Annotated in this window: 16 protein-coding genes; 2 read left to right on the top strand and 14 right to left on the bottom strand. The window is 59.5% G+C overall.

Annotation, left to right across the window (positions count from 1 at the left end):
* Positions 1–87: 87 nt before the first annotated feature.
* The 3 genes from PspS49_RS00790 to PspS49_RS00780 all read right to left on the bottom strand — a co-directional run bounded on the left by PspS49_RS00790 (position 88) and on the right by PspS49_RS00780 (position 2500).
* Positions 88–1563 carry a Fic family protein gene (locus tag PspS49_RS00790; protein WP_174245035.1) on the bottom strand — a complete coding sequence of 492 codons (1476 nt, stop codon included), beginning with the start codon at positions 1561–1563 and terminating at the stop codon, positions 88–90.
* Between the two features lie 101 nt (positions 1564–1664).
* A complete protein-coding gene (locus PspS49_RS00785) occupies positions 1665–1910 on the bottom strand; it encodes a DUF2789 domain-containing protein (RefSeq protein WP_127925373.1) in 246 nt (81 codons plus the stop codon).
* A 128-nt stretch (positions 1911–2038) separates the two neighbouring features.
* Complete coding sequence (locus tag PspS49_RS00780; protein WP_127925372.1) at positions 2039–2500, bottom strand: YbaK/EbsC family protein; 462 nt, start codon at positions 2498–2500, stop codon at positions 2039–2041.
* A 173-nt stretch (positions 2501–2673) separates the two neighbouring features.
* Between PspS49_RS00780 and PspS49_RS00775 the strand changes: the two genes are divergently transcribed.
* The gene (locus PspS49_RS00775) at positions 2674–3204 is read left to right on the top strand and encodes an NfeD family protein (protein WP_174245034.1); all 531 of its coding nucleotides are present in this window, start codon (positions 2674–2676) and stop codon (positions 3202–3204) included.
* Positions 3204–3965, top strand: coding sequence for a slipin family protein (locus PspS49_RS00770; protein WP_174245093.1), 762 nt, complete (start codon positions 3204–3206; stop codon positions 3963–3965). Before PspS49_RS00775 ends, PspS49_RS00770 begins: the two co-directional genes overlap by 1 nt.
* A 5-nt stretch (positions 3966–3970) precedes the next feature.
* Here PspS49_RS00770 and PspS49_RS00765 read toward each other — a convergent pair whose 3' ends face one another.
* The 11 genes from PspS49_RS00765 to PspS49_RS00715 form a co-directional block, all read right to left on the bottom strand.
* Entirely contained in the window at positions 3971–5551 is a 1581-nt protein-coding gene (locus PspS49_RS00765; RefSeq protein ID WP_160037711.1) for a glycosyltransferase family 39 protein, read from the bottom strand.
* 136 nt (positions 5552–5687) lie between these two features.
* A complete protein-coding gene (locus PspS49_RS00760; protein WP_174245033.1) occupies positions 5688–7214 on the bottom strand; it encodes an efflux transporter outer membrane subunit in 1527 nt (508 codons plus the stop codon).
* Positions 7211–8281 carry an HlyD family secretion protein gene (locus PspS49_RS00755; RefSeq protein WP_160037707.1) on the bottom strand — a complete coding sequence of 357 codons (1071 nt, stop codon included), beginning with the start codon at positions 8279–8281 and terminating at the stop codon, positions 7211–7213. The genes PspS49_RS00760 and PspS49_RS00755 overlap by 4 nt, the downstream gene beginning before the upstream one ends.
* A 27-nt stretch (positions 8282–8308) precedes the next feature.
* Positions 8309–9847, bottom strand: a complete 1539-nt coding sequence (locus PspS49_RS00750; protein WP_150750269.1) for an MFS transporter — start codon at positions 9845–9847, stop codon at positions 8309–8311.
* A gap of 225 nt (positions 9848–10072) precedes the next feature.
* Positions 10073–10990, bottom strand: a complete 918-nt coding sequence (locus PspS49_RS00745) for a LysR family transcriptional regulator (RefSeq protein ID WP_025113444.1) — start codon at positions 10988–10990, stop codon at positions 10073–10075.
* A gap of 200 nt (positions 10991–11190) precedes the next feature.
* Positions 11191–12057, bottom strand: a complete 867-nt coding sequence (locus PspS49_RS00740; RefSeq protein WP_160037705.1) for an ABC transporter permease — start codon at positions 12055–12057, stop codon at positions 11191–11193.
* A 20-nt stretch (positions 12058–12077) separates the two neighbouring features.
* Entirely contained in the window at positions 12078–12938 is an 861-nt protein-coding gene (locus PspS49_RS00735) for an ABC transporter ATP-binding protein (RefSeq protein WP_127925367.1), read from the bottom strand.
* A gap of 22 nt (positions 12939–12960) precedes the next feature.
* Entirely contained in the window at positions 12961–13857 is an 897-nt protein-coding gene (locus PspS49_RS00730; protein WP_127925366.1) for a TauD/TfdA family dioxygenase, read from the bottom strand.
* Between the two features lie 361 nt (positions 13858–14218).
* On the bottom strand, positions 14219–15586 hold the full coding sequence (locus PspS49_RS00725) for an HlyD family type I secretion periplasmic adaptor subunit (protein ID WP_007918311.1): 1368 nt from the start codon (positions 15584–15586) through the stop codon (positions 14219–14221).
* Positions 15576–17732, bottom strand: coding sequence for a type I secretion system permease/ATPase (locus PspS49_RS00720; RefSeq protein ID WP_127925365.1), 2157 nt, complete (start codon positions 17730–17732; stop codon positions 15576–15578). Before PspS49_RS00720 ends, PspS49_RS00725 begins: the two co-directional genes overlap by 11 nt.
* A 34-nt stretch (positions 17733–17766) precedes the next feature.
* Positions 17767–19116 carry a TolC family outer membrane protein gene (locus PspS49_RS00715; protein WP_127925364.1) on the bottom strand — a complete coding sequence of 450 codons (1350 nt, stop codon included), beginning with the start codon at positions 19114–19116 and terminating at the stop codon, positions 17767–17769.
* Between the last annotated feature and the right edge of the window lie 305 nt (positions 19117–19421).

Raw genomic sequence — 19421 nt, 5'->3', positions numbered from 1 at the left:
GAAATGCACACTGTTAGTTTGCTAACTATCAATATCGCATTGGAGGGGAATTTCAGTCAAGTTTTGAAACAAATTGCCTGTTCAGGGTTAGCCTACCGAATCGAAATCACCCGCTATCTGCTCAATGAAATCGAAAACCTCCTCCGGCACGCTGAACTGGAACTGCTTACGTCGATGCTTTGAAACTTTGTCACCGTTGTCCAGACACATCATTACCAGTTTCGAGAGGTCGCTCCCCCGTACGTCAAAACGCCCATTCACCTCTTTGATGACGTAGTCGTATTTTTCAAGAAACTCGGTCTCCTCGCGCAGCTCCACTTCCAATGCTCGCAAGGCCATCTGCAAGGTAAATTCTGCACATTGAGTCCCGTCCCAGAATCGATAGATTGAGTCGTGCCCAATAAAATCGAAAGCCATCTGATCAGCGTCCAGCCAAGTGACATTCCAGAACTCTCTTGCTGGTTTCGAGAACTCCTTTAACGCTTCGAGATAGCCAGACTCTTCGTGTTTCATCGCTACGGAAACCGGTAACAACAAACCATTTTTTAGAGCGCCAGAGTGGCAAAGCGTCTGGTGAATCAGGAAACGTGAAAGTCGACCATTGCCATCCATGAACGGGTGAAGAAAGACAAACCCGAAAGCCACAACCGCTGCAGCTATCAACGGATCAACCTGCTTGGCTGAGTGATTGGCAAAACTCATCAACTCGTCCATCAACTCCCTGCACAATTGCGGTGGAGGCGGGACATAGCTGACGCCAGCTGCGCCTCTCAAGCCGTTGTGTAAATGGTTCTGTTCATGACGGAAAAGCACAGCTTTATCGAAAGGATTGGAAACCGTACTGTTCTGCAACTCGACCAAATAGTCTTCGCTCAACTCTGTTCGCTCATGGGCTTGGCGGAGAAGCCGAACAAAACGGCGCGACTTTTCTTCGTTGGGCTCTTCTTTCTCAATGGCGAAAGAATCGCGGGTCTCATGCAGATAGGCCCAATTGATTGCCCGATCCATCATTTCCGGCGGCAACGTCGCCATAAAAGCCTGGGCTCGACCAAGGATGTCCAGATCAAGCAGCGCCTGCAGCTCCGTCGTACGCTCGACTGTGGCGCAGTAACGCATTGACCCCAACCCGTTAAAATCTACCCGCCAACGACTATTTCGAATTGCAGGCCCGGTGACATAACGCTTGGGATCAAACAAAGCGACAACGTTGCCCCGAACCGGTACGGAATATTCCAGCTGTTTGCCCGTGAAACTTTCCCAAAGAAAACAGGCTTTGCGGATAAATACCCCGTTAGGTGATCGGCTCAACTCACCTAGCAACTCGTCCGCTTCAACGGTTTCAAGCGCTTGAGCAAGAATGCACAGGTTTATTCCCTCATGCTTCAGAGCAAACAAGATGTGCTCAAGTGTCGAACCCTGTGCCGGCGCGACGCCGTTTGGAACCGCTAGACACTCACCGATCAAGGTAATCCGGGTAACCGGTTTGATCATCGCAATGCGCTTGGGGGCAAATGCATTAAGCTTCAGCGCATCACGCAGGTGGGCATATCCAACAGTTGGCATCGTCATCGTCCACATAAAAAATTCACTGCGACGATTAAAGCCCAGTTTTTTTTACATCGCGCATGTTTTTTTTACATTACAGCCTTTTCCTACAATTTTTTTTACACACTTCTGCCCTTACGCAACAACACATCCAACTGATCCACCACCTCCGCCCAATCGGCGTCATCCAAAATCTCGTCACGCAAAAAATCCGCTTGGCTCTTCGTCCAGAAAAACGCATCAGCCAAATGCAGTTTGGGTTTGAGCGGGGAATGGGTGGCGATGAATTTGTCGATGTTGACCGGATCGTCGGGAAGGCCGAGTTGTTTGAACAGGGATGGCAAGCTGTGCGTTGGGCTTTCCATTGAGCAATTCCTTGATGAATGGGGTGTTTGGAAGATTATTCGCGAGCAGGCTCGCTCCCACAGGGGAATGCGATCAACCTGTGGGAGCGAGCCTGCTCGCGAAGGCGTCAGTGCCGGCGCCACGAAACCTAATCACTCAACTCCCGCACCTCGGCATGCGGCACCATTTTCAGAAACTCCGGCATGCTCATGTGTAGCAGATAGTTGTGGTTGCCCGCCTCCAGATAAATATCCTTCTGCCGCGTCAGCAACGGGTCGATGACCATGTCCAGGCCATAAGAGCCACCCAGCGGCGGCACCGCGCCGCGTTCGCAATCATCGAAAATGTGCGCCAGATTGCTTTCGCGGGTCAGTTGCCATTCGCCGCTGGTGCGCACTTTGCTCAGGTCCAGGTGACGGCTGGCCGGGAGCACGGCCATCAGGTAATGCCCATGGTGGTCGTCGAGGATGATCGATTTGGCCACCCGCTCGGCAGGCACCCCGGCGACCCGTGCGGTTTCCAGGCTGCTCGATGAATGCCGGTGAGCGACGACGTCGTATTCGCAGTGCGCCCGGTTCAGGCTGCTCTGTACTTTTCTTGCCATGCGCATGATGCACCTCGGTGTCGCGCTGAACGGTGGTTGCCGTGTCTTTGAGTCTAGTTCGGCGAGGGGTTGGTGCAGAGAATTCCGCCCACTGGACACATCCGCACATTGATCAAAACTCAGCCAGTGCAACCCTCAACTAGACTGTAATAACAGACATGACGCTCACGGAGGGTCACGTGAACAGCCGATGTTGTGCGCTTGCCTTGCTCCTGCTGATCAGCGGTTCAACCCTCGCTGCCGACACTTCATTGCCGCCGATGAGTCCGGTCGGTTTGTGGCTGATCACCTTGGGTATCGTGTTCCTGATCGCTGAAGCTGCACTGCCCAATTACGGCGTCATTGGCCTGGGCGGGATCATCATGTTCGTCATCGGCGCGCTGATTCTGAGCAACGCCGAGTTGCCGGTGCCGATGATGATCGGCCTTGGCCTGATCAGCGCTCTGTTGTTGATTGCGCTGCTGATTCGCGCCCTGAAAACCCGCCCCCGGCACGCGGTCAGTGGCGATGCCGGCCTGCTCGGCAGTGTCACCGCGATCACCACGGTGCAACCGGGCGATGCCCGTAATGGCTGGGTGCAACTGCAAGGTGAGCGCTGGCAAGTGCTCAGCGCCACTGCGCTGCACACCGGGCAATCGGTGCGAGTGGTGGGTCGCAAGGGATTGTTGCTGCAAGTGGCCGCGACTGACGCGGCACCGCTCGGAGAGTGATCATGGGTCTGCAAATCGGTTTTGTTGCGCTGCTGCTGTTGGTGATTGTTCTCGCCGGCTCGACGTTCCGCATCCTGCGTGAATACGAGCGCGGCGTGGTGTTCCAGCTCGGACGTTTCTGGCAAGTCAAAGGCCCAGGGCTGATCCTGCTGATTCCGGTGGTGCAGCAAATGGTTCGGGTCGACCTGCGCACCGTGGTGCTCGACGTGCCGCCGCAGGACGTGATCACCCGTGACAACGTGTCGGTCAAGGTCAATGCCGTGCTGTATTTCCGCGTACTCGACCCGCAAAAGGCGATTATTCAGGTCGAGGACTATCTTTCCGCTACCAGCCAGTTAGCCCAGACCACCCTGCGTGCGGTGCTCGGCAAGCATGAACTGGATGAACTGCTGGCCGAACGCGAGCAGTTGAACATCGATATCCAGCAAGTGCTCGATGCGCAGACCGATGCCTGGGGCATCAAGGTCGCCAACGTCGAAATCAAGCATGTCGACCTCAACGAATCGATGGTGCGGGCGATTGCCAAACAGGCTGAAGCCGAGCGCGAGCGGCGGGCCAAGGTGATCCACGCCGAAGGCGAATTGCAGGCTTCGGAAAAACTCATGCAAGCAGCAGAAATGCTCGGTCGCCAGCCCGGGGCGATGCAGTTGCGCTATATGCAGACCTTGAGTTCGATTGCCGGTGACAAGAGTTCGACGATTGTCTTTCCGTTGCCGATTGAATTGCTCAAGGGCATGGCGGATTTGTCGGGGAAATCCTGACCCGCCTATTCACCCGCAGGTTTGGGCACGAACAAGCGTGCTTGCATCCCGCCCGCATGGACTTCAGCGCTGGGCTGCCAGGTTGCGGGTAGCGGTGAGAACTCTTGTGGCTCGTCGACGGTTCCGACCAGCCAGACCCGGCCTCCGGCTGGCAGCTCCGTCAGGCTGTTCAAATAGACATCACTCGTCACCAGCGTGCCGAACCCGTACTCATTTGGCCGCGTCGATTGGCCATCGGCTTTCGGTGGCGTGAAGAGGCGCACCTGCGCCCCAGTGCGATCGTAGTAGACGTAGCTCAGATACCAGAGCATGTCGCTGGTGACGATGCGGTCACCGGGCAGGAAATGCTGGTTGACGTACGTCACTACCGTGTCGAGTTGATCATGACTGTCGACCGTGGCGTTGTTGTTCACGCCGACCAGTTCCACAGCGATCAACGACAGCAGCACCGCCAATGCCAACATCCGCACGCGGTTGTACAAACGGTCGATCGCCAACGCCGTCAGCATCGGCAGGCCGAGGGCGTACGCCGTCAGATAACGCTCGATGAACACTGGCGTAATGAACGACACCAGATACACCAGCAACAGCGGCAGACCGGTGTACAGCGCCAGCAGAATGCTGCCGCGCGACACACTGCGATCGCGCATGACGGCGACAACTGCCAGCACCAGCAGTGCCAACGGCAGCGCGCCAAAGACCAGCAGCGGCAGACTCTCGCCATCGTCCTGAATCAGCCATGACCAGATCATCGACGGCAGCGAACCCAGCGTCACCGCTGGCTCCCAACCGACATCGCCGCCGACTTCGAGTTGTTGCATGTGCTGCATCAAGTCGAGCAGTTTTGGCAACCAGGGCAGATACAGCACGCCTATTGCCAGATTCGCCAACCACCAGTCCGCGCGCTGGATATGCCGGAAGCGATAACCGCGCTGCACGCGAATGCCGAGCAGATAAACCCAGTGACACAGTGCGGCCATCACGGCGAAATAATGGGTGTAGAACGCCGCACTCATCAACACCACGTAAACCACGAGATAGTCACGGCGTTGCGGGCGCCGGATCCAGTAGACCAGCGCCAGGCTCGCGGCGAGCAGCAGCGCACCGAGCAGCGCGTACATGCGCACTTCCTGGCTGTAACGCACCGCGGTCGGTAGCAGTGCGAGCAACAATCCGGCGATAAACGCGGCGCGTCGAGTGGCCAGACGGTCCACCAGCCAAATGCCCAGTCCGACCGCCGTAATGCCGGCCAGCGCACTGAGACAGCGGAGCGCAAAGATGCCGTCCCCGAACAACCCGATCCAGCCATGCAAGAGCATGAAGTACAGCGGCGGATGCACATCGAACGCAGCGTGTTGCCAGATTTCACTCAGCGAGTAGCGCGCCAGCAGCAGGCTGGAGCCTTCATCGCCCCAGATCGCCGCCGCCGTCAGGTCATAAAAACGCACGAACGCGGCCAGCGCCAGAATTGGCCACAGCCAGTGATTTTTTACCCAGCGCACCCAACGCAGGCTGCCGAACCAGGAACCGGGCGCGGCAAACGGATCTTGCGTGTCGCCCATTGGCGTGACTCTGTTGACCGCCATCGCTTCCTCTTGCCGCGCCGCAGCGCCACGAGAGTATGACGCGCCAACCTGCCCATCACTTTAGGTCAGCCACGGCGGAACCGTCGATGCCGGTTGGCGCTTTCACGACACCCGGCAACCCGGCGGCGATTTTCGCCTATGGATACACCGATTGCCAACCGCCGCCCAAAGCCTTGTACAGCCCGACCATGGCCAGCGACACGCCGGTGGAGCTCTCCACCCATTGCTCCTGCGTTGCCAGCAGTGCGCCTTGCACGGTGAGAACGTTGACGAAATCGACCACGCCTTCGACGTATTGCTGTTGCGCGGTGCGCAAGGCGATCTGGTTCTGACGTACGGCTTCGGCAAGGCTGTCGCGGCGGCGCTGGCTGGCGTTGTAAGCGGTCAACTGATCGTCGATTTCATGCCAGGCGCGCAACACGGTCTGCTGGTAGGCGATGGCCGCTTCCTGCTGCTGCGCTTCACGCAATTGCAGCACGCCGCGCAGGCGTCCGCCGTCGAACAGCGGCAGGCTGAATTGCGGGCCGATGCCAAAGGCACGCGAACCCCAGGAGCCGAAATCGCTGAGTTGCATGGCTTGCGAGCCGAGGTTGCCGGACAAGGTGATGCGTGGATAAAAATCACCCTTGGCCACGCCGATGTTGGCGGTGGCCGCGTGCAGTCGCGCTTCGGCCTGGCGGATGTCCGGGCGCCGTTCGGCCAGTTGCGACGGCAGGCCGATGGCGACTTGCAGCGGCGACTGCGGCACGGCGGCGTCGGTGGATAACTCTTTTGCGAGGGCCTGTGGCGGTTCGCCCATCAGCAGGCTGATGGCGTTGATCAACTGCGATTGACGTTGTTCCAGTGCCGGCAAGCGCGATTCGATGGCCGCGACTTGCGCGGCGGCTTCGGCGACGTCGAGGTCCGTCGCCACGCCGTCGGCCAGACGCAATTGCGAGAGCTTGAGGCTGTGCCGGGCGACATCGAGGTTCTGCTCGGTGACCGCGCGAGTGTTCTGCACGCCGCGCAACTGAACGTAGTTTTGTGCGGTATCAGCAAGCACAGTAAGCAACACGCCACGGCGGTCGTTTTCGGCGACTTCGAGGTTGGCGTCGGCGGCTTCGGTTTCGCGGCGCACGCGGCCCCAGAAATCCAGTTCCCATGAGGCGGAGAAACCGGCATCCCACAGGTTGAAGGCGGAATCGCCGTTGTGCCCGGACGGGTCGTTCAGGCCCTCGCCGCTGTTGCGTTTGCGCACGTAACTGCCCGTGGCGGCGGTGCTCGGATAACGGTCAGCGCTGATAACTTGGCGCGCGGCACGGCTTTGTTGCAGACGACTGCTGGCCAGTTGCAGGTCGAGGTTGCTCTGCACCGCACGCTGAGTGAGTGCGGAGAGTTGCGGGTCGTGGAAGACTTCCCACCAGCGTTCGTTGAGGGGTTCGCTGACGGCTTGACTGGGGGCGGACTTGGCGGGTTTGGCCCAGTCGGCGATTTGTGGGGCTTCGGGCTTCTGGAAGTCTGGGCCTACAGTGCAGGCGGTGAGGCTTACTGTTAGCAAGGCACTCAAACTGATTTGCTGCCACTGACCTCTTCGCGAGCAGGCTCGCTCCCACATTTTGGATTGCGTTTTCCCTGTGGGAGCGAGCCTGCTCGCGAAGGCGTCGGTTCGGTCAATAATGCTCATCGCTGAGTCACCTCACGCACCGACATCGCCGAACTGGCGGTATCAATACTCGCTTCCACCGACATCCCCACGCGCAAGCGCTCGGCCAACGGCTGACCCGGTTCGAGCATGATCTTCACCGGAATCCGTTGCACCACCTTGGTGAAGTTGCCGGTGGCGTTGTCCGGCTTCACCGCCGCAAAGGTCACGCCCGTCGCCGGGGCGATACTCTCGACGCGACCGGTCAGCGCTTCACCACCTAGGCTGTCGACGCGTACTTGCACCTCTTGCCCCGGCTGCACGTCAGTCAGTTGTGTTTCCTGAAAATTGGCCACCACGTAAGCCTGTTTCAGCGGCACAACGGCCAGCAGCTTGCTGCCCGGCGTCACATAGGCGCCGACGCGCACCGCACGCTCGCCGATCATGCCGTCCTGCGGCGCAGTGATGCGCGTGTAGGAGAGTTCGAAACTGGCGATTTCCAGCGCCGCTTGTGCGTGCTTCAAACTGCCCTCGGCCGCATCTCGTTGAGCGGTAAGAATGTCGACCTGCTTGCGCTCTGCCGCCAGTTTCGCCGTGGCGGTGTCGAGATGAGCCGTGGCCTGATCGATGCGCGTGCGCGCCTGTTGCGCGTTTTGCACGGTGCCGGCGCCAACGCCCGCCAAGTGGTTATAGCGATTCAATTCCTGCTGGGCGAACGCCATTTCCGCCTTGGCCGAGACTACCGAGGCTTGCGCCTGAGCGATCACCGAAGTCTGGCGCTCCAGCGTCGCCTTGGCGTTCTGCAACTGCGCCCGCGCCACCAGAGTTTGCGCATCCGCCGCTTCAGCCGACGCACGCAAATCGCGATCATCGATCAGCGCCAGCAACTGCCCGGCTTTGACCTGCTGATTGTCTTCCACCAGCACTTCCTTGATGAAGCCGGCCACACGCGGCACCACCAGGGTGTAATCAGCGGACACAAACGCGTCGTTGGTATTTTGCTGGGTACGTTTGCCAAACACACCGGGCAGCGCCAGATACACCAGTACGCCTACGGCCAGCGCGGCCGCCACGGCTACCGCAAGTTTTTGCTTTGCTTGAGTCGTCATAAAAACCTTCATTGTTCAGTGCAGCAATCAGGTCGGTGCGCGCGGCGGATAAATCCGCGTCGGCAGCCAGAAAATCAGCAGGATCAACGCCACTGCGACGCCAGCCATGCACACGTAGAGATCGGAAGAAGTCAGCACCACGGCCTGTTCGTGCAGGCGATGGGCGAGGCCCGGATCGCTGCGATCGGCCAGCGGTGAATTGCCGAGGCTGTCGACCAACATGGTCGAATGGAAATGCAGACGCGCGGTGGTCAGCGCTTCGATCACCCCGGTAGCGACCACGGCCGCCAAGCCTTTCACCGTGTTGAACCACGCGGAGGCGAACGGCCCGTCCTGCGGCTGGATACTGCCGGTGGACAACATCAACAGCGGCAACACCGACATCGGCTGACCGAAGATCTGCAGCCATTGCAGGACGTAGAAATTGTCGCGAATCCATTCTGAAGTCAGCAGCGATCCGCCCAGGCAGGACAGCGTCAACATGCTCAAACCCATGCCAAGCACCCAGCGGCAATCGACCCAGCGCAGGTTGCACAACGCTGCCACCAACGGCAGCGCAATCAGCTGCGGCAATGCGGCGATCAGCATGATCGGTGCGGTCTGCGCCGGGCGATAACCCTGCACCTGCGCCAGATAACTCGACGGAATCAACACCACCGCCTGCAGAACTATCAGCACACCGGCCAGGGTCATCAGCGCGAACGACAGGTTACGGATACCGAGCATTTGCAATTTGAAAAACGGAATCGGCTGCGACCACTCGTTGATCAAAAACGCCACCAGCAGCAACGAGCCGGCGCCGAGCAATCCACAGATCAGGCTCGACTCGAACCAGTCCAGTCGATTGCCTTGCAGCAAACCGATCACCAGCATGCAGATCGCCGGAAAGCCGAGCAGCAGGCCTTTCCAGTTGAATGACTTGAGGCGTTCCAGGCGCAGCGGATCCTGCGGCAAGCCATACGCCACAGCCGCCATGGCGATCAGGCACGGCACGATGATCTGCCAGAACGTCCATTGCCAACCGACGTATTCGGTCCATAAACCGGCCAGCGGCGTGCCCAGACCCGGGCCGAATGTCGCCGTTAGCGCATAACCAGCCAGACCATAAAGCTTGATGTTGGCGGGCAGAAACCGCAGGGCCACGGTCATCAACATCGGCGGCAACGCACCGCCGGCGAGGCCTTGCAGGATGCGCATCAGCAACAGGCTTTCGTAATTGGGTGCGAACGGGCACAGCACGCCGAGCAACGTGAACAGACCGATCGCGCAGAGGGTGAAGCGGCGCAGCGAGAAGGTCACCGAACACCAAGGCGCGAAGGCCATGGCCGCGACCGAGGTGGCGGTGTAACTGGCAACCAGCCAGGTGCCTTCGTCGTAACCGATGCTCAGCGCGCCACGGATGTCGGCCAGGGCCACTTTGGTGACCATCTCGTTGAGGCCCGACACCAGCACCGCCAGCAGCACGCCGACCAGGCCAATGATGATCCGCGCCCCGAACACCGGTGGCGTGGCCGCCGTCGCCGGGCTGGCCGCAGCGATGGGCGCTGCTGCCGTCAGGGATGTCATGAATTCACACTCCGGAGGGAAAAATACCGGAGCATCTTAGTCGGGCTTGGCAATGACGAAAATTGACTTATTGGCAGGTTATAAGTGCGCCAGACACAACAATGAACTTCCCTTGTGGGAGCGAGCCTGCTCGCGAAGGCGTCGGGTCAGTCAATATCATGGGTGACTGATCCAGCGCTTTCGCGAGCAGGCTCGCTCCCACAGGGTTTTGTGTTTTCTCGGGGATTAAGGCTGGGCCGCCAGCCACGTTTCGTCGCAACAGGCCTTGAGGGTTTCGCGCAGCCAGCGGTGCGCGGGATCCTTGTCGAATCGGGGATGCCAGGCTTGAGTCAGCATCAGCGTCGGCAAAGGGATTGGCAGGTCGAACGAACGCAGTTTCAAACCCAGCCGGCGCACACTCAGCAGCGCTTCCTTGGGCACCGGCAGGATCAGGTCGGAATCAGGCAACGCAAACATCGCCGCATGGAAACTCGGCGCGATCACCGCGACGCGCCGCTCCAGACCCAGCGCATTCAGCGCGGTATCAATCGGGCCGCGAGCGATGCCGCGGCGCGACATGCTGATGTGGGAAAACCCGGCATAGCGCTCGGCAGTGATTTCGCCGTCGAGCAAGGGATGGTCTTCGCGTACCAAGCCCACAAAGTGCGTAGAAAACAGGTTCTGCACTTTGACTTCAGGGGTGACGGGCCGGGTGTTGCTGACGCTCAGATCGATGCGCCCTTCTCGCAGGGCTTCATCATCGCCATCGCCTTCCGGGACAAAGCGCAACTCGCAGTGCGGCGCCAGTTGATCGAGGGTGTCGAACAGCTTGCCGCCGTAAACGCCAATGAAAAAATCATTGGCGCGGATGCTGAAGCGCCGACGCAGCGTGCCCAGCTCCACGGTGTCGGCGGAGCGGAACAACAGCGCGGCCTGCTCGACCACATCGCGCACCTGCTCGCGTAATTCCAGGGCTTTGGGCGTTGGCACCAGACCCCGACCGGCTCGCACCAGAATCGGATCGCCGATAGCTTCGCGGATTCGCGTCAGCGTGCGGCTCATCGCCGCCGGACTGAGGTTCATCCGCCGCGCGGCGCCGACCACACTGCCCTCGTCGAGCAAGGCGTCGAGGGCGACCAGAAGGTTCATGTCCGGGAGTTGCATACTGAGCACTCTTGGCTGATCAGGATTGATCTGGGCGCAATGCTAGCAAACATCCTCAGCTTTGGCGGCGCCTTCAAAGACGCCTTCGCGAGCAGGCTCGCTCCCACAATGGACTTCAGTCGTTCATAAAACCTGTGCCCACAGGAGATCAAATGTGGGAGCGAGCCTGCTCGCGAAGGAGCCAGCCGTCACGCCAAAAATTACCGCTGCATCCCCCAACGCTTGACGGTCACCCGCTCCAGCGTATCGAACACCAGATTCTCCACCAGCAAGCCAATCAGAATCACCACCGCCAACCCGGCAAACACCTTGTCGGTGTACAGCTCATTGCGATTCTGAAAGATGTACCAACCCAGCCCACCCTTGCCACTGGTCGCGCCAAACACCAGCTCAGCGGCGATTAACGTGCGCCAGGCAAACGCCCAGCCGATCTTCAACCCGGCGAGAATCGACGGCAGCGCCGCCGGGATCAGGATGAACAGCACCAGTCGCAAACCCTTCAGACCATAATTGCGCCCAGCCATGCGCAGGGTGTCCGAAACCCCGAGAAACCCGGCATAGGTGTTCAGCGCCAGGGCCCACAACACCGAATGCACCAGCACGAAAATCAGGCTGTTCTGCCCCAGGCCAAACCACAGCAACGCCAGCGGCAACAGAGCAATCGCCGGCAGCGGGTTGAACATCGAGGTCATCGTACTCAGCAGATCGCGGCCCAATTGCGTCGACACCGCCAGCGTGGTCAGGGCAAACGCCAGAACGATGCCGATGAGGTAGCCCTTGATCAGCACCACCAGCGATATCCACACCTTGGCCAACAACTCACCACTGAGCAGACCCTCGAACAGCGCGTGGCTGGTCTGCAGGAAACTCGGCAGCATCAGGTCATTGTTCTGAATCCGCGCGACCACTTCCCACAGCACCGCCAGCACAATCAGGATCAGGCCTTTACGCAGCCAGCCCTGTTGCCACAGCCGCGTGCCGAGCGACAGATCACGCTCAACCGGCACTTCAGTCAGCGGCTCCAGCACAATTTCGAATTCTTCACGCACGGATGATGATTGGCTCATCGGGTTGTCCTCCTGGCCGCTCAATAGGCGATGCGAATGTCGTTGAAGTCGTGGTCACGCTCGGTTTCCGGCGACTGGCCTTCGTCGAACAGCAGGCGATGAATGCGCCGCGCCGATTCCTGAAACGCCACGCCACCCAAGCTGTGCAAGTCGTATTGATGGCTGTGCACTTCGGCGCGCACTCGGCCGGGATGCGGCGACAGCAGCAGGATGCGATTACCGACCACCAACGCTTCTTCAATCGAGTGGGTAACGAACAACAGGGTGAAACGCACTTCTTCCCAGAGCAGCAGCAACTCTTCCTGCATCTTGCGTCGGGTCAGTGCATCGAGCGCGGCGAACGGTTCGTCCATCAAGAGGATTTTCGGCTGCATCGCCAACGCCCGGGCAATCGCCACGCGCGCTTTCATGCCGCCGGACAAGGTATGCGGGTAGGCATCGGCAAACGCCGCCAGCCCAACCTTTTCCAGATAGTGCAGCGCGCGCTCTTCAGCTGCTTTTTTCTTCAGGGTGCGCGAAGCGAGCAGCGGAAACATCACGTTCTGTTTGACGGTTTTCCACGGTGGCAGCTGATCGAATTCCTGAAACACCACAATCCGGTCTGGCCCCGGTGCGTCGACGCGCTGGCCTTGCAGGCGGATTTCACCTTCGCACGGCTGAATGAACCCGGCGACCGCTTTGAGCAAGGTGGATTTGCCGCAACCGGACGGGCCGAGCAGCACGTAGCGATCGGCCGGGTCGATTTCAAAACTGACTTGGTGGGTGGCGCGCACTACGCGTTGCGGCGTGCGGTATTCGAGGCTGACATGATCGACCGCCAGCAACGCGTCGCTGCGGGCGATCGGGTTGCTGGCCGCGTGGCCTGGCAAGGGAGCGTTCATTTTTTGATCAATCTCCGGCGAATCAGAAAGGCGCGTCGCCCTGAATGGTCGTGCGATACAGCTTGCGGCGCAGGTGCGCGGGGCAGCCGGCGGCGAGATGGATCAGCGAGCGGTTGTCCCAGAACACCAGGTCGTGGGGCTGCCACTGATGGCGGTAGATGTTTTGCGGCAGCACGCTGTGGGCATAGAGCTCGCTCAGCAGTTGCTGGCTCTCGTCTTCCGGCAGGCCGACGATGCGCGTGGTGAAACCTTCGCTGACGAACAGCGCCTTGCGTCCGTTCTCCGGGTGCGTACGCACCACCGGATGCACCACTTCGGCGACTTGAGCCAATTGCTCCGGGGTCAGGGTCGGGCGCCAGTTGCCTTCGAATTTGGTTTCGCTGTAACGCGCCGTGTAGGAGTGCGCAGCACTGCGGCCTTCGACCGCTTTGCGCAACGCTTCGGGTAAGTTGTCCCAGGCTTTGTGCATATCGGCGAACAACGTATCGCCGCCCTCGGACGGCAGTTCTTGCGCGTGAAGCATCGAGCCGAGGCTTGGCAGTTCTTTATAGGAGAGATCGGAGTGCCAGAACTTGCCGGCATCGCCGAGGCCGATGTTCTGGCCGTTTTCGACGATGTTGGAAACGATGAGGATTTCCGGGTGGTTGGCCAACAGGAATTGCTTGAGCACATGGATCTGCAACACGCCGAAGCGGCGGCTGAAGTCGATCTGTTGCTGCGGGGTGATTTGCTGGTCGCGGAACACCACGACGTGGTGATCCAGGTGCGCGCGATGGATGCGCGCGAAGTCTTGATCATTGATCGGCCGGGTGAGGTCGAGGCCGATGATTTCGGCGCCGACGGCACCGCTGAACGGGCGGATTTCAAAGGATTGCGGCGCGGCGGTCGCGGCGCTTGGGGAAGCAGTAGCTGCGGACATCTTTCCATCTCCCACGCACGGCGCGCTCACGGGCGCGCTCGTCGATCAGACACTCACGCTGGATTGCGTGTTGGTTCAGGTCGTGCGGCGCGCCGATTGGTCGGCAGGTACGCAGGGGGATGACTTTATAGCTATAAGAACTGGAGATTAAATACCGTTATTGAATAACGATATGGCGAATGGTGAGGAATGGACTGAGTGGTGAGTGACGGTTTTTGTCACTTATTGACAGAGATGTGGTGTTTGGGCTGCCGCCATCGCGAGCAGGCTCACTCCTACAGGGATCGCATTCCATCTGGAGAAATGCGGTTACTGTAGGAGTGAGCCTGCTCGCGATGAGGCCAGTGAGGTCACTAAAAAATCAACGCTCGTGCAACGCCTCAGCCCGCGCGCGGATGATCGGCTTGAGCAAATAACTCAACACCGACTTCTTGCCGGTAATGATATCCACCGACGCAACCATCCCCGGGATGATCAGCAACGGCTTTTCATCGGTACCCAAGTGGCTACGCTCAGTGCGCACCTTGATGATGTAGTACGTGGTTTTCTTGTCTTCGTCGGTGATGGTGTCGGCACCGATCTGCTCAAGCTTGGCTTTGAGCCCGCCGTAGATGGTGTAGTCGTAGGCAGTGAATTTCACGATCGCTTCCTGCCCCGGGTGCAGGAAGGCGATGTCCTGCGGACGGATCTTCGCTTCGACGAGCAAGGTGTCGTCCAGCGGTACGATTTCGACCATGTCGCTGCCCGGCTGGATCACGCCGCCGATGGTGTTGACCAGCAGCTTGTTGACGATGCCGCGCACCGGCGATGTCACCAGCGTGCGGCTGACGCGGTCTTCCAGCGCTTTGCCGGTGGCGCTGGCCTTGTTCAGGTCGGTGCGTGCTTCGTTGAGTTGGGTCAGCGCTTCACTGCGGAATTTGCCACGGGTTTCATCAATCTTGCGCTGCACTTCCTTGATCGCCGATTCGGCACGCGGGATGGCCAGCGTCGTCGCATCCAGCTGACCACGGGTTTCCACCTCGGCACGCTTCAGACGCAAGACTTCCACCGGGGACACCGCGCCCTGGGCCACCAGCGGCTCGGACATGTTGATTTCCTGACGCTGCAAGCCGAGCTGCTGACGATACTGCGCTTGCTTGGAGGCGAATTCGCGCAGCTCTTGCTGACGCTGAATCAACTGCTCCTGCAAACCACCGATCTCGTCATGCAGTTGCTGGCGGCGGCTGATGTACAGCGACTCTTCGCTTTTTGCCTGACCCGGAACAGCCTTGAGCACGTCCTCGGGGAAATTCAGCGGACGGTCGTCGACCTCTGCGCTGAGACGCTCAACGCGCAGCAGCATCGACAGACGATCGGCCTCAGTTTCGCCGACGTTGGAGGCGAATCGCGTGTCGTCGAGACGAATCAACGGTGCGCCGGCTTCGACGATCTGGCCTTCCTTGACGAACAGTTCAGAGATGATCCCGCCCTCAAGGTTCTGGATTTTCTGGATCTTCGACGACGGAATCGCCTTGCCGTCGCCCTTGGTCACTTCGTCGATCACGGCGAAGTTGGCCCACAGCAGCAGGAAGATAAAGAAGCCGATGATCGCCCAGATGGTCAGGCGCACGACGCGCGGGGCGTCTTCGATCAGCGCTTTGTTGACCTCCGGCAGCGGTTGGCCCTGCAACGATGCCGAACCCTTGAAGTAGCGACGGATCGAATCCTTGAAACCCGACTTAAGCAACACTGATCTGCCCCTTCTTCAACGCTTCCATCACGGCGGCTTTCGGGCCATCGGCGAGAATTTGTCCACGATCGATCACCAGCAGACGATCGACCAGCGACAACAGTGAAGCCCGGTGCGTGACCAGCACCACGGTCTTGTTTTCAATCACGGCGGCGAGGCGTTGCTTGAGGCGTTCTTCACCGGTGTTGTCCATCGCACTGGTCGGCTCGTCCATCAGCAGGATCGGTGGATTGAGCAACAGCGCCCGGGCCAGCGCGACGTTCTGCCGTTGGCCACCGGAGAGGTTCTGCCCGCGTTCGCCGACTTGCAGCTCGTAGCCTTGCGGGTGCAGACGGGCAAATTCGTGGACGCCGGCCAGTTCGGCCGCCTGCAGAACAAGCTCGTCTTCTACATAGCGTGCGCCAGAGACGAGGTTGTCACGCAGGGTGCCGGCCAGCAGTTGGATGTCTTGCGGCACGTAGCCGATGTTGTAGCGCAACTCGCTGACGTCGATCTGGCGGATATCCACACCGTCGACCAGCAACGCACCGTCGTCCGGCTGATACAGGCCGACCAGCAGTTTCGCCAGCGAACTCTTGCCCGAGCCGCTGCGGCCGATAATGCCGATTTTCTCGCCGGGGCGGATCACCAGATTGATGTTCTTCAGCGCCGGGTTCTGTTGTTCCGGGTAGGTGAAGTTGAGCTGGCGGCATTCGATCGCGCCCTGCAAAACCTTGCGGCTCAACGGGCGCTCTTCGAAGTTGCGCTCTTGCGGCAGCTCCATCATCTGGTCGACCGAAGTCATGGTTACCCGTGCCTGCTGATAACGGGTCAACAGACCGGACAGCGAGGCCAGCGGACTGAGGGCGCGGCCGCTAAGCATGTAGCAGGCAATCAGACCACCCATGCTCAGGTTGCCGGCAATGATCTGGTAGACGCCGAAGACGATCATGATCACCCCGGCCAGTTGCTGGATCAGCAGGGTGATGTTCATCGCCAGGCCGGAGAGCATTTTCACCCGCAGTTCGAGGCGACTGAGGGTGCCGATGGTCTGCTCCCACTGGTACTGACGTTCGCTTTCGGCGTTGTTGACCTTGACCGCGTCGAGGCCGGCGAGGGTTTCGATCAGGCTCGACTGGCGCTCGGCACCGAGGGCCATGGTGCGTTCCATGGTGGCCACCAGCGGCTTCTGCAAGGCGTAGCCGATCAGCAACGCAATCGGGAACGCCAGCACCGGAATCCACACCAGATGCCCGCCGAGAATGGCGATGACGATGAAGATGAGGATGGTGAACGGCAGGTCGATCAGGCTGGTCAGGGTCAGCGAGGCAAGGAAGTCGCGCAGGCTCTGAAACTCGTGGATGTTCTGCGCAAAGCTGCCGACCCGCGCCGGGCGGTATTTCATCGACATGCCGACGATGCGTTCGAACAGCGTCGCCGAGATGATCAGGTCGGTTTTCTTCCCGGCCAGATCCAGGCACAGACTGCGCAGGCTCTTGAGGATCAGGTCAAAGAGGTAGGCGCCGGTGATGCCCAGCGCCAACACCCACAGGGTCGCTTCGGCCTGGTTCGGCACCACGCGGTCGTAGACGTTCATCACGAACAGCGGCGCGGCCATGGCGATGATGTTGATCAGGAAACTCGCGGCGATCGCATCGGCATACAGCCAGCGCGAACGCTTGAGGGTGTCGCGGAACCACGAGCGTGCACGCGGAATCAGCGTGCCGTGATTGACGTCGAATTTGTGTTGCGGCTGAGCGAAGAAGACTTTGCCGGTGTAATCGTCGGCGAGCAGTTCGCGACTGACGATGGACTCGCCGCCGTCGGTTTCGCTGAGCAGCACCCGCGCTTCGTTGTCGCCCTGCCAGCCGAGCAGGACGGCGCTGCGGCCATCCTTGAGCAGCAGCAAGGCCGGCATGGCGATCGCCGGAATTTCTTCCAGTTTGCGTTGCAGCACCCGACCTTGCAGGCCGGCGCGAGCCGCCGCACGGGGCAGCAACTCGACACTCAGGCGTTGTTTGGGCAGCGGCAGGCCGGTGGTCAGCATCGCCGCGCTGGCGGGTTTCTGATGAAGCATGCAAAGGGCGAGCAGTCCGTCCAGTAAAGGATCGTCGTGCAACGCGCGTGGATCATGACTGAGTTGAACTCGACTGACTTCTGATTCCACGCTCGACACTCTTTGACAGTTGAAAAGGGATAACTCAATTCATCCCAGGCAGCTGGACCTTGGGCTTCACGTCGTTTTGCACAACGGATGCCAACGGTGCGACCACTCCCTGGCTTCTGAGCAACTCGCCCATGGTCGCCTTGATTCGGTACTGAGTAAATAACTGAATGTTTTTGATTTCAGCCAGACGCCGCGAAGCGGTGAACAACTCGTTTTCGCTGTCGAGCAAATCCAGCAAGGTACGTTCGCCAAGGCTGAACTGACGTTGGTAAGCGGTGCGCACCGAGGTGCTGTGGTCGACGTATTGCTGCGCGATCGGCACCTGCGCGTTGGCGTTGTTCAAGGCGTTCCAGGCCAGACCGAGTTCTTCGTTCAACTGACGCAAAGCGTTGTTGCGGATGTCCAGCGCCTGGTTCGACAGGTACGACTTGGATTCCAGATCGGCCTTGTTGCTGCCACCGGAATAGAGGTTGAAGCGCATGCGCAGCATCGCCTGCCACTCGTTGTTGTGACCGTTCTGGCCGTCGAGATCGTTGTCGGCAGTGCGGCCCAGTTCGGCGTCGAAACGTGGGTAGAAGGTCGACTTGGCGGTTTCGTACTGCTTCTCGGCAGCGGCGATGTCGGATTCGGCCGAACGCAGGATCGGGCTGTTTTCCAGCATCTGCTGGCGCGCTTCATTGAGGTTGGCCGGCATCATCGCCATGAACGGCGCCGGACGCTCGAGTTGATCGGGCATCTGGCCGACGGCGCTGAGGAAGTTGGTTTCCGAGTCGGCCAGATTGGTCTGCTCGGTGATCAGGTTGTTGCGGGCCTGGGCCATCCGCGCTTCGGCCTGATCGAGGTCGGCACCGCTGCCGACGCCACGCTGGGTGCGCAGCTGGATCTGGTCGTAGATGCGCTGGTGGCTCTTGAGGTTTTCTTCGGCCAGACGCACGAATTCGCGGCGGGTCAGCACGTCCAGGTAAACCTGGGCGACGGTCAGCGCGGTGCGCTCGGAAGTACCGAGCAGCGAGTAAGCGCGGGAGTTGACGGTGGCTTGTTGACGCCCGACTTCGCTGGACGTCGCAAAACCGTCAAAGACCATTTGCGAGAGACGTAAACTTGACTCGCTACGATTCAGGGTTTCGTAGTGGTTACCGGAATTGGCGCGGGTGGTGACGCTGTCGGTGCCTTCACGGCCATAACCGCCGAGCAGATCGACCTTGGGCAGGTATCCACCTTTCGCCGCTCTTAATTGATAATCCGCGGCCAAACGACTATTTACCCCTGCCTGGATTTCCGGATGGACATCCAATGCCTGCTGCATGGCTTCTGGTAAGGATTGTGCTTGTACAAAAGAGGCGGCGAGAGCGAAGGGTACAGCCAGAAACAGGGGCGAACGCATGGTAGGAATTTCCCAGAACTTCTTGTCTTGAATCACAGCAAAACGTGGCGCTGCGTCGGATGATGGCAACCAGATTGACCGTATGTCGGAAAGTTCAAAACAAGAACTGGATCACACGCTGAAGGACAGGTCGCCGCGGAAATATCAATGTGACATTAGTGGGACGATTGTTTAGGATGGCACCCAGAAGGTCAATAGTTTGGCATAAAGTTAATAGCGAAAGAATCTAGCCAAAATATTGACGAAAACATGCGTCAAACTTGTTTCGCAAATTTTTAAAGTACGTCCAGACTGAATCGGCGCCC

The sequence above is a fragment of the Pseudomonas sp. S49 genome, from assembly GCF_009866785.1.
Lineage (GTDB): Bacteria > Pseudomonadota > Gammaproteobacteria > Pseudomonadales > Pseudomonadaceae > Aquipseudomonas.
This window is presented reverse-complemented; position numbering and strand designations above follow the sequence as displayed.

Excerpts from the sequence above, each read along its gene's own strand:
- PspS49_RS00790 (WP_174245035.1), bottom strand. The coding sequence starts at position 1,563 with ATGCCAACTGTTGGATATGCCCACCTGCGTGATGCGCTGAAGCTTAAT.
- PspS49_RS00785 (WP_127925373.1), bottom strand. The coding sequence starts at position 1,910 with ATGGAAAGCCCAACGCACAGCTTGCCATCCCTGTTCAAACAACTCGGC.
- PspS49_RS00780 (WP_127925372.1), bottom strand. The coding sequence starts at position 2,500 with ATGCGCATGGCAAGAAAAGTACAGAGCAGCCTGAACCGGGCGCACTGC.
- PspS49_RS00765 (WP_160037711.1), bottom strand. The coding sequence starts at position 5,551 with ATGGCGGTCAACAGAGTCACGCCAATGGGCGACACGCAAGATCCGTTT.
- PspS49_RS00760 (WP_174245033.1), bottom strand. The coding sequence starts at position 7,214 with ATGAGCATTATTGACCGAACCGACGCCTTCGCGAGCAGGCTCGCTCCC.
- PspS49_RS00755 (WP_160037707.1), bottom strand. The coding sequence starts at position 8,281 with ATGACGACTCAAGCAAAGCAAAAACTTGCGGTAGCCGTGGCGGCCGCG.
- PspS49_RS00750 (WP_150750269.1), bottom strand. The coding sequence starts at position 9,847 with ATGACATCCCTGACGGCAGCAGCGCCCATCGCTGCGGCCAGCCCGGCG.
- PspS49_RS00745 (WP_025113444.1), bottom strand. The coding sequence starts at position 10,990 with ATGCAACTCCCGGACATGAACCTTCTGGTCGCCCTCGACGCCTTGCTC.
- PspS49_RS00740 (WP_160037705.1), bottom strand. The coding sequence starts at position 12,057 with ATGAGCCAATCATCATCCGTGCGTGAAGAATTCGAAATTGTGCTGGAG.
- PspS49_RS00735 (WP_127925367.1), bottom strand. The coding sequence starts at position 12,938 with ATGAACGCTCCCTTGCCAGGCCACGCGGCCAGCAACCCGATCGCCCGC.
- PspS49_RS00730 (WP_127925366.1), bottom strand. The coding sequence starts at position 13,857 with ATGTCCGCAGCTACTGCTTCCCCAAGCGCCGCGACCGCCGCGCCGCAA.
- PspS49_RS00715 (WP_127925364.1), bottom strand. The coding sequence starts at position 19,116 with ATGCGTTCGCCCCTGTTTCTGGCTGTACCCTTCGCTCTCGCCGCCTCT.